Here is a 13,675-nt window from a genome sequence, read left to right on the forward strand (position 1 = left end):
AAATGACCCATCGATTGCAAAAAAAATTTAAATCTGTTTCCTACACCAATAATAGTAGCACTTATCGCCTTGATACGCAACTATTTCAGTCACAAAATCTTGCTTTTCATAAAATCGTCATAATTTGAAAAAGAGGAAAGGATCGATAAAAAAAGGAAAGGCTTTGCTGCCTTCCCTACTCATCGTTAATAGTAAGTTTTGCTTTACTCGAATCGTTTCCGCTTGGAAGAACCAGGGATATTCATGGCTTCACGATACTTTGCCACCGTTCGTCTAGAAATATCGATGCCTTGGGCTTTGAGGGCATCTGTCAACTTTTGGTCTGACAATGGTTTGTTTTTATTTTCTTCATTGATCAGTGCTTTTAGCTGCTGTTTGATCGATGCCGTCGTCAGGTCATCACCGCTTTCTTGCGTCGAAACTTTCTGTCCAAAGAATAGTTTTAATTCAAACACCCCAAAGGAGGTCTCCAAGTATTTCCCATTGACTGCCCGGCTGACCGTTGATTGATGAATTCCTAATTCTTCGGCAACTTCTCTTAAAACCAATGGCTTTAATGGTCGATCTGGTTGAGTGAAAAACTCCTTTTGCCGCGCAACGATCTGCACCCCGACACGATAGATGGTATCCCCTCGTTGCAGCAAGGTCTTCTTTAACCACTCGAACTCTTGGGCTTTATTGTCTAAATAACTTAAGACTTCTGGATCACCGCTTTGCTTCAATTGGTCAAAGTACTGCTGCTGAAAGCGAACCTCTGGTAAGGCGCGTTTGTTTGATTTCACGATCGGTTGTCCTTTTTCAACCGTCACTCGCAGGTCAGGAACGATGTAAAGCCCATCGGTCGACCCAAACGCCGCCCCTGGTGTGGGGGTCAATGTTTGAACATAATCAAAGACCTTTTGAATCTCAGTTAATGGAATCTGCAGCGCTTTGCTGATTTTGTCCCACTTGCGCTCTGCCATTTCCGTGAAGAATTCTTCTAAAATGAGATAAGCCATTGGCGGCGCATAGTCATCTCTTTCCGTTTGCAGCATCAAACACTCTCTTAGATCACGAGCACCGACTCCTGCCGGATCCAGTTGCTGGATCAAGGTTAAAGCATCAAGCATTTGGATCGGCGTCCCCCCGACAAGCTTCCCAGCTTCTTCCAAATCAATCGTCAAAAAGCCGTTTAAATCAATGTACTCGACTAAAAATAAAACGATCGTCCGCAAAAAGGTGTCGCGGTAATTTAAATGAACTTGATCAATGAGGTGTTCGAATAAAGACGTGTGCTGATCAGGGATCTGGCTTAAGTAATCCATTATTTGTTCTGACGAGCCGCTGCTCTTGCTTGGTGTGATGGGCGAATCATATTCCCCCAGATCAATCAACGGATTTTCTAATGCCTGGTTATCTATGAAGGACAATAATTCATCTGCAGAAAATTGCAGCACTTGGATCGATTGCTGTAATTTCTGCGTCATAGCAAGCTTTTGCGTCTGTTTTTGTTGTTGTGAAAATTGCTGTTGAAATTTCATCATTCTACCTCTTGTTTTTTTCACTGAAATTGGTTAAACTAATATTTGTGCTTCGCGCCTTTAGTGTAGTGGATATCACGTAAGATTCCGGTTCTTGAGACGGGGGTTCGATTCCCTCAAGGCGCGTTTTTTCTTTTCGTTACAAGTATACTCGATTCAAATCAATAATTCAAAAGCACTTAGGGACCGCTGATGCGGTTCCTTTTTTATTTGTATCTATGTAAGAAGGCGAACTCGTCCTTCAACGATTAAAAGCTGCTTGCAGCCATAAGGCGAAAAAAAGAAGAGGATTACTCCTCTTCTTCCTCTTCATCCGCAAAATCATCTTCATCATCGTCATCGATAATGGTGAGATCTTCCTCAATGCTGTCAGGTAATTCTTCTTCATCATCGGTGCTATTGTCGGCGCCGATTTCTTGCAAGTCTGAATTGTATGCCGAGATTTCTTCATCCTCGTCATCATCATCATCAAAGAGATCATCTTCTTCGTCATCTGACAAATCAGTATCCTCAGGATCATCATCGTTATAATCGATTGCATCTTCATCATCGTTGATAAAGGCATTGACTTTTTTACGTTTGCGACGACGTGGTGTATCTTCATCCTCGTCTTCGATGCCATGGTTGACTTCTTCATCGATCGAATCAATGGCGTACCATGAACGTAAGCCCCAACGATTGTCGCCTAAAGAAATAAAACTACCGTCGATATTCAAGTCTGTATAAAACTGCGCCAATGAATCACGAATCTCGCTGTCTGAAGTTTCAAGATAGTTTTGAATTTGGTTGACCAAATCAGAAAAATCCATCACGTCACCGCGCTGCTCTAAAATCGCATGGGCAACTTCAATCATCGACAATTCGTTTTTATTTACACCTTCAAATACATTAATTTCCAAACGGGACACGTCCTTTCACAGTCTACTCCTAATCATACAAAATTACGTCTCAAATTGCAATTTTTTCTTTCAATTTCCCTTTGATTAAGCGGTAAATTCTAAAGACAGTTTGTATTCGCCGACTTTGTCAGCAGCCATGAACAAGTCATAATCGATATCGATCTTTCCCGAGTATGGACGGTCTTTCAAGCTAACGTGCAAGTGATTGGTGAAGGTGTGGAACATCATCAAGCCATACGGGGTTTGATAACTCGTCTCTAAACGTTCCTTATAAGAAAATTTCAAGCGCATGCGCATTTCCCCTGAGCGAATCAATTGAATCAATCCGTCTGGCATAATTTTCATCGTAACGGGAATGTCGGTGCCGTCTGGCTGGATCTCTTTGTAACGGAGATATAAGGTATCACCGATCTTGACTGCTTGTCCTTGCAGATCAAACAGAAAGTTCTCTGTTTCCCCTGCTTGACGTACATTGGTTGTTAAATGAATCGAGATTGGGATTCCTTTTGATAATTCTTGCATGTACGTGTGCCTCCTTTGAAGATTTCAGTTTCATTCTTGCTTTTTTTCATTCGTTTGTCAATCATTTCAGTTGATTCTCCTTAGTCTATTTCTTCATTGAAAATAAAAAACGAAAACAATAGCAAGTTTTCATTCTTTTCTCCAAGTAATTTTCCAAGAATCGTATATAATAAGGATAACAGGTATTTTAAAGGAGTTTAACCGATTTGACTATCTATGTAATGGATCAAACCTTACCACGTATCCACAATCCTTATGAGCCGTTTGCCTTCACCGATGTTGCCACCGAAGTTGCTGGCAAACAGGAACAAGTTTATTGTCATTTTTGGCAGTTGTCCGATACGATGATTTTAGGCATGAAAGATACCCGGCTGCCTTTTTTGACAGATGGTCTGCAGGTTTTGAAAGAAGCTGGCTATGCCTCGATCATCCGCAACTCAGGGGGGCTTGGCGTAATTAATGATGCCGGTATTTTGAATGTCTCCCTCATCTTCCCTAAACATTTGGCTGCCACCACAGATGCAGCCTATGAAATGATGGCGACATTGCTGCAAACCGCCTTTCCTGAGCGGACAATTTTGGCTTATGAAATTGCTGACTCGTATTGCCCAGGCACCTATGACCTGAGTATTGATGGGAAAAAAATTGCTGGTACAGCACAACGACGAATCAAAGACGGCGTGGCTGTCATGATGTATCTGAGTGTCAACGGCGACCAACCAGCCCGCGGCTCTCTCGTTCGTCGTTTTTACCAAGCAGGTTTGAAAGAGCGCTTTGGTACAGATGGCTATCCAGCCGTCAATCCTGCGAGCATGACCACTTTAGAAGCGGCCCTCGGCCGTAAGTTTACCACACACGAGGTGACTGACCGCTTGCAAAAAGCCCTGCTTTCCTTGATCACAGACCAATCCCTATATCCGCTTGAATCACTGGATCAATGGCGGACAGAAAATAACCTTAGCGAACAAATGCAGCAACGCTTAGCTGGCATGGAAAAGCGAAACCAACCAATAAAGGAGTTTAGCGATGAGCCTACCATATAAATATCAAACCTTAGCGATAGAAAAAGTATTTCGTGATCCTGTTCATAACTATGTCCATGTACAGCACCAAGTGATTTTAGATTTGATCAATTCCAAAGAAGTGCAGCGTTTGCGGCGCATCAAACAGCTGGGAACTGCTTCCTTTACCTTTCACGGAGCAGAACATAGCCGCTTTTCTCACTCCTTGGGCGTTTATGAAATCAGCCGTCGCATTTGCGATATTTTCCAACGCAATTATTCCCTTGAAAAAGTCGGACCAAACGGCTGGGATGATAAAGAGCGTTTAGTGACCTTGTGTGCAGCATTGCTTCATGATGTGGGCCACGGACCATACTCCCACACCTTTGAGCACATTTTCCATACAGACCATGAAGCCATCACAGTGGCGATCATTACTTCTCCTGAAACGGAAGTTCATCAGATATTGAACCGAGTGGAAGCTGGATTTCCTGAGAAAGTCGCAAGTGTTATCACTAAAACTTATCCAAATCCTCAAGTCGTTCAAATGATTTCTAGTCAAATCGATGCTGATCGGATGGACTACTTGCTGCGCGATGCTTATTTTACCGGCACTGAATACGGCACGTTTGATCTGACCCGAATTTTACGAGTGATTCGTCCGTACGAAGGCGGTATTGCTTTTTCTATGAATGGCATGCACGCTGTGGAGGACTACATCGTCAGTCGTTACCAGATGTATGTGCAAGTTTATTTCCATGCGAGTTCTCGAGGGATGGAAGTGATCTTAGCCCATTTGCTGGATCGAGCTGCAGAACTGTATCAAGTGGATTCAGAATTGTTTCAAGGCCATTCGCAGCTGCTTCTCCCATTTTTAAAACAAGAATTCACCTTAGATGAATACTTGAAACTCGACGATGGCGTTCTGAATACCTACTTTACCCAATGGACGGAAGAAAATGATCCGATCCTCAGCGATTTGGCCAAGCGGTTCTTAAATCGTAAACCGTTGAAATCCGCCCGCTTTGACGATGAGACGCAGTTGCCTATAATTGAAGAAATGCAGGGACTGGTGGAAAAAGTCGGCTTCAATCCCCGCTATTATACTGCCATCAATTCAAGCTTCGATCTGCCTTATGATTTTTATCGGCCGACTTCAGGCAAACATCGGACACAAATCGAATTACAGGAAAAAGATGGTTCCCTTGTGGAATTATCCCAAGCCAGTCAGCTAGTTGCAGCTTTAGCGGGACAAACCCAAGGTGACCAACGCTTTTATTTTCCAAAAGAAATGATTGACCCCAACATCCAAAATCACTATGATTTATTTGGAGAGACGTATCAAGAGTTTGCCAAGCACATTCGCAATGGTGCTTTGATCAAACCAAGCCACTAGGAGGAACTTATGAGTATCAAATTGATCGCCATCGATATCGATGGTACCCTGTTGAACAACGACCGCAAGATCACCCCAGCCGTTTACAAGGCATTGAAAGACGCTGAAAAGCAAGGTGTACGCATCGTTTTGTGTACGGGACGCCCTTTAACTGGTGTCCAAGATTTATTAAAGGAACTAGACTTATTTACGGACAATGATTTCGTTATTACTTATAATGGCTCTTTGGTTCAAAAAACCAAAAACCAAGAGATCATCTCTGAATTCGGCTTGTCCCAAGATGACTATCTCTTTGTTGAGATGACTGCGAGAAAATTAGGGGTTCATCTTCATGTAGAAACCGAAGATACCATGTATACCGCTAACCGCGATATCAGTCCTTATACGATTTATGAAGCCTTCTTAGTCAACATGCCATTGAAATATCGGACACCAGAAGAAATGACTGCTGACTTGAATATCATCAAAATGATGATGATCGATGATCCCGAAAAACTTAATCAGATCATCCCACAATTGCCGAGCAGTTTGACGGACAATTACAATGTGGTCAAAAGTGCTCCTTACTTCTTGGAAGTTCTAAATAAACAAGCCCATAAAGGGGCTGCTGTCAAAAAATTGGCGGAGCACTTAGGCATCAAACAAGAAGAAGTCATGGCGATCGGCGATAACGAAAATGATTTAACCATGGTGGAATACGCTGGTATCGGTGTGGCGATGGCCAATGCCACTGAAAACGTGAAAAATGCCGCAGATGTCCTAACTGCATCAAACGAAGAAGATGGTGTGGCAGAAGTAATCAACAAGTATGTTTTAGCAAATAACTAAGTGTAAAAGGCAGGTTTCCTTTTTATCGGAAGCCTGCCTTTTTTATTTTGCCAACCATTGTTCAACTGCCCATTTATGGCTGCCGCGTTTCAATCGCTGAATCGCTTCTTCTGGCGTATGCCATGACAACTGATTGGTTTCTTCTGTCGGTTCACAGACTTTTTTCCATTTGGTCATTAAATAGAAATAGCCGGGATGATGGTAAAATGTATCGCGATGGCGTGAATAGAAGTATTCAACTGCCTCCCCTAAATAGGCAGCGATCTCCCCTTCAAATCCAAGTTCTTCTATTAATTCTCGCTGGATCGCTTCTTCTTTGGTCTCATTTGGTTCAATTTCACCGCCTGGTAAAAAATAGGCGCCATTGGGTGCTTGTACCAAGATCACTTCATTTTTTTCATTTGGAAGAACGACATACGCGCCATATCTTGATTTGTATGGTTTCCCCGCTTCTTTTTCCCCGAACACAATTTCCTTTTCTGGCATGATTCCCTCCACCAACACTTTCTTTCCATTTTACCCTATGCCAATAGTCTGGACAAGCTGGAAATAACGCTCTGTTGTCTTTTATTCGTTATAAAATGAGAAAATATGTTATCATACAACTATCAAGATCGAAAGGATGATTTACCCATGAAAATGGCTCACACTTGTGTCCGCGTCAAAGACTTAACGGCTTCTCTAGATTTTTATCAAACTGCCTTTGGTTTTGAAGAATCTCGCCGTCGTGATTTTCCTGAACATCAATTTACTTTGGTTTACTTAACATTGCCTGGAGATGACTACGAGCTAGAGTTGACATATAACTATGACCATCCTGGCTATGAGTTAGGCGACGGCTATGGCCACATCGCCATCAGTACCGATGATCTAGAAGCGCTTCATGAGAAGCACCAAGCTGCCGGATTTGACGTCACTGACTTGAAAGGACTACCAGGGACTTCTCCATCTTACTATTTTGTGAAAGATCCTGATGGTTATAAAATCGAAGTTATTCGCGAAAAATAAAGCGAAGATGCTCGAAAAAAGGACCTCGTGTCCTTTTTTCTTTTCGTTCCATTTACTTATAGAAAGGTTTGATCAAATGAAACCCATTATCGGCATTGCTGCTAATGAACGGCCAATGATTGAAGAAGCAGAACATTGGTTGTCCTATACACCCAAAAATTTTGTCACCCATATCCAACAAGCCCAAGGCATTCCCCTAATATTACCAATGGGTGTCGTGGAAGATGCTGCGACTTACATCAGCAAAATCGATAAACTCTTGTTAGCCGGTGGTCATGATGTCTCCCCTGATCATTATGGCGAAGATCCTCATCCTTTGATTCAAGGCATTCATCCTGATCGTGATGTCTTTGAATTGGCATTGATCAAAGAAGCAGTGGCTCAAAACAAACCCATCTTTGGAATCTGCCGCGGCATGCAGTTACTAAATGTCGCATTTGGTGGGAGTTTGTACCAAGATCTCTCTTTGATCGATCACCCAACGATCAAACACGTGCAATTGCCAACGTTCTTTCAATTCCCTACACATCGGGTGGAAATCAAGGCAGACAGTCGTTTGGCTGCTCTTTTAGGCACAACCTATCAAGTCAATTCTTTTCATCACCAAGCAGTCAAAACAGTTGCAGATGATTTCAATGTGACCGCCACCGCTCCTGATGGTGTTGTTGAAGCCATTGAATCCACCGCCTATGGCGCACCGATCTTAGGCATTCAGTGGCATCCTGAGCTAGCCGCTCACAAGCTGCCTTCTGAGCAATCGATCTTCGACTTTTTTGTGCAGGAATTCTAAAGGCCTGCACCTTGTTTTCTAGATTCTAGCCAATAAAAAACGCCCGATCACAAAAAGGATCGGGCGTTTTGTTTATTTCTCATTTTTCATTAACACCAGTGATTGTTTCAACGTTGCCAAGATGCCATTGTCGTTATAGATCAAGACATTTGATTTGTACATTTTTGCAGAAACCAGCATCAGGACGATCGTGGTAACAGCAAGGATCCCTACTGAAATCAACGCTCCGCCAATCCCCACTGTATCATTAGCAAGCCGTACTGGCATAATATACGAGGACAAGAATGGGATATAAGAAGTTACTCGTAAAACAACGTTATGCGGATCCATACCGCCTAGTACGATTCCTAGCATATACCCGCCCAACGAAAGATACGTCACTGGAATAATGGCTTTCGCTGTATCTTCTGCTTTGTTCACTAACGACCCGCAAAGGGCTGACAAGACAGAATAGATCAAGATTCCTAAGAAGACGAAAACGATCGCAAACACGAGGAAAGGACCAAAAATGCCATCTGATGAAAAACTTGCTAATAAGTCTTTTACCATGGAGTTGTCCTTGATCCAGAAATAACTCCCGCCAAAAATCGCAACATACGCAACTAGCTGGGTCGCTGCAACCATGATCACCCCAGTTAATTTGGCGTAGTAATGGGTTTGCGCCCGGGTACTAGACAAAATGACTTCCATGATGCGTGTGCCTTTTTCAGAAGCAATTTCTTGCGCAATGATTTGTGCGTAAGTGATGATAAAGAAAAAGAGAACGATTGTTGCGATGGTACTAACTGCTGCTTGCATCGCGGTATTATCTTCTCCATAGGTCATTTCGCCACCTTCACTGAAGGAAACTTTTTGCCGGTCAAGCGGTGCAACTTCACTAAGAACTGCCACTTGCTCAGCAGTCAATCCAAGCTCACTAGCTCGAAAGGAGGACTGCAAGCCCGTCAATAATTGTTGGATCGTCAGCTCTAAAGCTTGCCCCATTGAGGACTCGCTTAATAATTCCCCTTGCAGCGTATCCCCTGAAGCAGTAATAACTAACAAGGCATCAGCATCTTTGTCAGCCAACTGTTGTTGTCCTTGTTCTTCGCTTTCCACAACTTCAAATTCATAATCATCGCTACTTTGCTCCACAAAGGTCTGCGCAATGGCTGGTTCATTCGCATAAACGACAATTTTATCCACACTGCTCATACCATCGGCAAAGTAACTAATCAGATAAAATCCGCCCATTGCAATGAATGGAACCAATATCATAATCAAAAACGAAATTGATTTGATATTTTTCTTATAAACATCTAATGCGATTACCCAAAACTTATTCATTTGTTTTTCCTGCCTTCCGCTTAAAGATTTCTTCTAACGTTGGCGGTTGTTGATTGAACATAGGGATATAACCATCCGCCGTCGCTAAATCAAATAAGGTTTTTCCTACTGCAGGATCAGCGATCGTAATATCATAGCTGCCGTCTTCTCTGGCAATGACTTCCTCAACACCTGCCACTGCCAAAAGCTGTTCTTTCGTCAAATTAGACTCCAAATAAACTTTCGTTCGTCCAAAGGATTCACGAATTTCATGGACCTTTCCGTTTAAGACAGTTTGACCATCCCTTAGCATAATCAAGTGGTCACAGATTTTTTCTACGTTATCCATATTATGACTGGAGAAGATGACACAAGAGCCATTTTTTTTCAGTTCAATGATCCCGTTTTTCAACAGTTCCGCGTTGACTGGATCTAAGCCACTAAACGGTTCATCTAGAATCACTAATTTTGGTTCATGGATCAACGTTGAAATTAGCTGAACTTTTTGCTGATTTCCTTTTGATAAAGATTTGACTTTATCAGTTTTCTTGCCTTTGACTTTAAACTTGTCCATCCAATAGTCGATTTTGGGTACGATGTCTTCTTTCTTTTTGCCACGTAAACGCGCGAAGTAGATCAATTGATCTTCAATCGTGACTTTTGGATACAAGCCGCGTTCTTCTGGCAGATAGCCAATAAGATTGTATTCTTTTTCACTAATTTTGTGACCATCCCATAATACTTCTCCTTGATCGGCTTTCAAAAAATCCAAGATCAATCGGAATGTCGTCGTTTTTCCTGCTCCGTTTTGACCAATTAATCCCATAATCTGACCATCATTGATGGTAAAAGACAATTGATCGACTGCTGTATAATCCCCAAATGTTTTTACTAGCTGTTTTGCTTCTAACACATGCTCACCTTCCCTGTCTAATAAAATATGTCACTAAAGAAAAAACCGATAATGGCACCAACGATTGCTCCTGCAACCATCAAGATGATAGAGTCGCGGATCACCCGTTGGCGTTTCGCCAGTTTCTCTGGTTCATTGTAATAACTTGCTCGATTTTTGTATAAAAATTTCATCAAAATCGTGGTCAATCCTACCCCTATCGGAATAAATACTAGCCCAGTAATCAATCCTAGCCCAAAGGACCAAAAGGGATTTGTACGAATATTGAAATAACGAATGGAAAAATAAATCACTGCTAAAATTGCTAAACTGACCACTGAAAACAGAATCGATTTTTTCATCAAATAGCGCGTCTCATTATCGATTCGTTCTTGATAGCTTTCTTGATCGCTGAAAATCGCTGGTGTATCCGGAGATGCTTTAAAATAAAAATACCGATCTTTATAATTGCTGATATAGGTCCAGCCCCCAGCTTGATACATCGCTAGGTAATCAACGATCTCAGAAGGATCTCCTTCGAAAAAGTCCACTGCATATTTGGTCGTTTCCGATTTTCCTTTGATAAACTTCAAAAACCCTAACCGATTCATCTTCACAAAATGCCAGCCCATTGACGCTTGTTTTTGTAAACGAACCATTTCCTTTTCCGGATAATAGGCGACTCCAAGAGAAAGAAGATATTTCTTATTGATGCCCATCTTGTTCCCCTCCTAACGCTTCGAAGACCTGTTCTCCGATTTGATAAAATAGTTTGCGTCGCTGAATATCTTTCTCCAGAACCTGTCTTCCTTCTGGTGTAATCTGATAGATTTTTTTTCGATCGACGCTTTCTTCTAAATCGATCCACCCCTTTTTCGTCAGCTTTTTCAAAATCGTATACATCGTCGCGGGGCCAATCTCAAATGTTCCTTGGCTTAGCTCATGGATTTGTTTCATAATGACATACCCATGTTTTGGCTTTAAAAGCGCTAATAAAATCAAATAGGTTGAATCTGTCAATGCCTCATCCATTTGATTCCTCCATCCCACTAACTATATCACTTAATGATATATTATCGAATGATATAGCCAGCGTCAATCTTTTTTTTGGGGAAAATAAAAGCCGTCTCCGTTGACGGAAACGACTTTTGATCATTAATTAGCAATTTTGACAGGCGTATTATAAGGCATGTTATAGTAAAACCATTTGGCATCCGGCACTGCTAATCGAATACAGCCATGAGAAGCCCGAGTGCCTAATTTTCGTCCTTCAACGGAACTAAAAGCATTGGTGGACCAAGCGATACTCGTTGGGATCGTATGGAATAAATAGACCCCATGGTCTTTAAAGGAACGGTAGTAGGCGGCTCCTGAAAAAGCTAAGCCTTTTTCTGCTTGGATGCGAAAATTCCCTAAAGGTGTTGGTGTATTGAAGGCACCGGTCGAGCAAAGCATCGTATAAATCACTTTATTCCCTGATTTGATATAAACCCGCTGTTTGCTGATGGATACTTCAATATTTAAGTTTTGAACGTTTAATGAAGGATATTTTCCTCCAGTAGTATACATCCAAAAGTTACTATTTACATTTGTGGTTTGATTTTCCTTGACCCAACCGATTCGACCGGCTGGCGAAACGAGATACAGGTAGTTGCCATCACTCGTTTTTGCTAGTTTGGTCGCTTGTGCCATATACCCTTTGTAGGCACTCTTTTTCCCAAGTTTCGTACTATTTGGATCAGCTTTTTCAAAGAAATTGCCATCCCCATTCTTGACGACCACGTAGCGGCTAATGTTGCTTTGAGAGGTGATCGTATGGGCATTAGTCACCCCACTTGCATTGATGTAACCCAGCCACTTGTTATTGAGATAAAGTGAATAGTAGGTGGAGCCGTTGAAATGTTGATATTTCCCAGTAACTTGAATATTCTTGTTCATATAATCAGCGCTGCTGCCTTTTTTCTTCGCAAAAGCTAAATCTTGCCATAAGGTATAATTCTTACTTTTTAGGCGGACTGTGCGTTTTTCACTTTGCCAAGTACCGCCTTGATTGTTGGCAACCGTTGCTGCATCGGCATTTAAGTAGCCGATCCATTTTCCGTTAGCATCATAAAGGGACAAGTAGACACCGCCATTGACATGGTTATATCTTCCTTTTGCAAGATAGGTTTTTCCCGCTAATTTCGTTGTAGTATTTTTCTTACTCGACCAACGGAAATTCCCCCAAATCGTGTAATTTTTCTTGGTCAATGTCACATATTTTCCGTAGGATTGATAGGCACCTTGTGCATCCGTCGTTAACTTAACACCCGAGGCATTGATATAGCCTAGCCATTTATTGTTATTTGTATAAAGGGAATAGTACGTTGACCCATTCAAGTGACGATATTTCCCAGTAACTTTGACTGTTTTGCCATTTAAAGCGGCTGTCGTTCCTTTCTTCGCTGTCCAAATAAAATTTTGCCATAGCGTATAATTCCCGCTGATGATCGTGGCATATTTTGATTCAGACTGCCATGCACCCCCAGGAGTTGTCGCTAACTTAACGCCGGTAGCTTTTATCCAACCGATGAGAACATTTTTATTTGAATACAATGCGTAATAGACCACGTTATTATTCGTCGTGAATACTTCTTTGATTTCAAAAGTTTGACCAGCAATGCTTGAAGAAGTGCTCGTTTTTTTATCTAAAAACACATCTTGCCAAAGCGGTTCTTTCGCACTTGTAACGGTTGCATATTTTTTCTCGGTTTTGAAGGTTCCGCTGGCAACTTTCACTGCTGCTTCTGCTACGACACCGACAACCTTTTGATCGTCACGAATTTCAAGATAGGTCCGCTTATCGGCACCTTGATACCGTTTGACACTACGGTATACCTTGCCAGCTAATTCATCGATCGTTCCTTGTTCGATCAATTGATCCTTCTCAAAACGGTAAAGGATTTTGTGTGTTTCTGGATCCGTTGCTACGACCGGCTTGATTTTTACATATTGGTTTTTATCTGCAACTGGTTCAACATCAATGTTCCCAAGTTCTGGTTCTTCCGAAGTTTCTTCCGTCGATTGAGTAGATGAGTCTTGGGTGGTCTCGGTCTGACTGGTCTCAGTCGTAGCCGTGCCAGTACTTGACGTTGTTTCTGATGAAGAGGTAGCCGCTGATGAGGACTCTGTTGCCGTACTTGACCCTATACTCTCAGTGCTGGCCTCTTGAGATGATGCTGCGCTTTCTTCTGAGAAACTTTCTGACGTCGTCTCTTGCGCAGCGAAAGAAGCTGTTGTCGAATCCCCTTCATTTGCTGCATAGACTTGTGTGATCGTTCCTACGATGGGTGCAACCAGTACCCCAACAATCGCAACGCCTTGAAACAACCCGCGTTTCAACTTTTTCATTTTTATTCCCCCTTTAATCCTATTTTGGTATCACTTTCTTACTATATAAACGAGATATTTTTTAGTGCCACTCCCCACTTTAAGTATACCACTGCCGAAAGAAATATCTAAAAAAAACCTCCCA

General features: G+C 42.0%; 14 protein-coding genes and 1 tRNA gene. 6 read left to right on the forward strand and 9 right to left on the reverse strand.

The window, feature by feature from the left end; all coding sequences use genetic code 11:
- Positions 1 to 203: 203 nt before the first annotated feature.
- The gene (rpoN, locus tag IGK63_RS11930) at positions 204 to 1,523 is read right to left on the reverse strand and encodes an RNA polymerase factor sigma-54 (protein WP_429972512.1); all 1,320 of its coding nucleotides are present in this window, start codon (positions 1,521 to 1,523) and stop codon (positions 204 to 206) included.
- A 51-nt stretch (positions 1,524 to 1,574) separates the two neighbouring features.
- Between rpoN and IGK63_RS11935 the strand changes: the two genes are divergently transcribed.
- A tRNA-Arg gene (locus IGK63_RS11935) sits at positions 1,575 to 1,646 on the forward strand.
- A gap of 164 nt (positions 1,647 to 1,810) precedes the next feature.
- On the opposite strand, the gene rpoE is transcribed toward IGK63_RS11935, so the two are convergent.
- A complete protein-coding gene (rpoE, locus tag IGK63_RS11940) occupies positions 1,811 to 2,419 on the reverse strand; it encodes a DNA-directed RNA polymerase subunit delta (protein WP_005234347.1) in 609 nt (202 codons plus the stop codon).
- A gap of 84 nt (positions 2,420 to 2,503) precedes the next feature.
- Positions 2,504 to 2,941 carry a DUF1934 domain-containing protein gene (locus IGK63_RS11945; protein WP_005234346.1) on the reverse strand — a complete coding sequence of 146 codons (438 nt, stop codon included), beginning with the start codon at positions 2,939 to 2,941 and terminating at the stop codon, positions 2,504 to 2,506.
- Between the two features lie 221 nt (positions 2,942 to 3,162).
- On the opposite strand from IGK63_RS11945, the gene IGK63_RS11950 reads away from it, so the two are divergent.
- The 3 genes from IGK63_RS11950 to yidA are packed head-to-tail and all read left to right on the forward strand — an operon-like array spanning position 3,163 to position 6,166.
- Complete coding sequence (locus IGK63_RS11950) at positions 3,163 to 3,984, forward strand: lipoate--protein ligase family protein (protein ID WP_034878392.1); 822 nt, start codon at positions 3,163 to 3,165, stop codon at positions 3,982 to 3,984.
- Positions 3,968 to 5,338 (forward strand): HD domain-containing protein, encoded by a 1,371-nt coding sequence (locus IGK63_RS11955; RefSeq protein ID WP_016612647.1) that lies wholly within the window; start codon positions 3,968 to 3,970, stop codon positions 5,336 to 5,338. Before IGK63_RS11950 ends, IGK63_RS11955 begins: the two co-directional genes overlap by 17 nt.
- A gap of 9 nt (positions 5,339 to 5,347) precedes the next feature.
- Positions 5,348 to 6,166, forward strand: a complete 819-nt coding sequence (yidA, locus tag IGK63_RS11960; protein ID WP_005234343.1) for a sugar-phosphatase — start codon at positions 5,348 to 5,350, stop codon at positions 6,164 to 6,166.
- 42 nt (positions 6,167 to 6,208) lie between these two features.
- Here yidA and IGK63_RS11965 read toward each other — a convergent pair whose 3' ends face one another.
- Entirely contained in the window at positions 6,209 to 6,652 is a 444-nt protein-coding gene (locus tag IGK63_RS11965) for an NUDIX hydrolase (RefSeq protein WP_005234342.1), read from the reverse strand.
- A 147-nt stretch (positions 6,653 to 6,799) separates the two neighbouring features.
- Between IGK63_RS11965 and gloA the strand changes: the two genes are divergently transcribed.
- Positions 6,800 to 7,174 carry a lactoylglutathione lyase gene (gene gloA / locus IGK63_RS11970; RefSeq protein ID WP_005234340.1) on the forward strand — a complete coding sequence of 125 codons (375 nt, stop codon included), beginning with the start codon at positions 6,800 to 6,802 and terminating at the stop codon, positions 7,172 to 7,174.
- A gap of 76 nt (positions 7,175 to 7,250) precedes the next feature.
- Positions 7,251 to 7,964, forward strand: coding sequence for a gamma-glutamyl-gamma-aminobutyrate hydrolase family protein (locus IGK63_RS11975; RefSeq protein WP_008380852.1), 714 nt, complete (start codon positions 7,251 to 7,253; stop codon positions 7,962 to 7,964).
- A gap of 72 nt (positions 7,965 to 8,036) precedes the next feature.
- Here the strand turns inward: IGK63_RS11975 and IGK63_RS11980 are convergent, their stop codons facing one another.
- From IGK63_RS11980 to IGK63_RS12000, 5 genes are all read right to left on the reverse strand, one after another.
- Positions 8,037 to 9,290: an ABC transporter permease gene (locus tag IGK63_RS11980; protein WP_008380850.1), complete on the reverse strand. Its 1,254-nt coding sequence runs from the start codon at positions 9,288 to 9,290 to the stop codon at positions 8,037 to 8,039.
- On the reverse strand, positions 9,283 to 10,182 hold the full coding sequence (locus IGK63_RS11985) for an ABC transporter ATP-binding protein (protein ID WP_005234329.1): 900 nt from the start codon (positions 10,180 to 10,182) through the stop codon (positions 9,283 to 9,285). Before IGK63_RS11985 ends, IGK63_RS11980 begins: the two co-directional genes overlap by 8 nt.
- Positions 10,183 to 10,199: 17 nt before the next feature.
- On the reverse strand, positions 10,200 to 10,880 hold the full coding sequence (locus IGK63_RS11990; protein WP_005234326.1) for a DUF2812 domain-containing protein: 681 nt from the start codon (positions 10,878 to 10,880) through the stop codon (positions 10,200 to 10,202).
- Positions 10,867 to 11,193: a PadR family transcriptional regulator gene (locus IGK63_RS11995; RefSeq protein ID WP_005234324.1), complete on the reverse strand. Its 327-nt coding sequence runs from the start codon at positions 11,191 to 11,193 to the stop codon at positions 10,867 to 10,869. The genes IGK63_RS11990 and IGK63_RS11995 overlap by 14 nt, the downstream gene beginning before the upstream one ends.
- 123 nt (positions 11,194 to 11,316) lie before the next feature.
- On the reverse strand, positions 11,317 to 13,551 hold the full coding sequence (locus IGK63_RS12000) for a L,D-transpeptidase (RefSeq protein WP_016612649.1): 2,235 nt from the start codon (positions 13,549 to 13,551) through the stop codon (positions 11,317 to 11,319).
- Positions 13,552 to 13,675 lie beyond the last annotated feature (124 nt).

The organism is Enterococcus sp. AZ040, from assembly GCF_050499185.1.
GTDB lineage: Bacteria > Bacillota > Bacilli > Lactobacillales > Enterococcaceae > Enterococcus_D > Enterococcus_D entomosocium.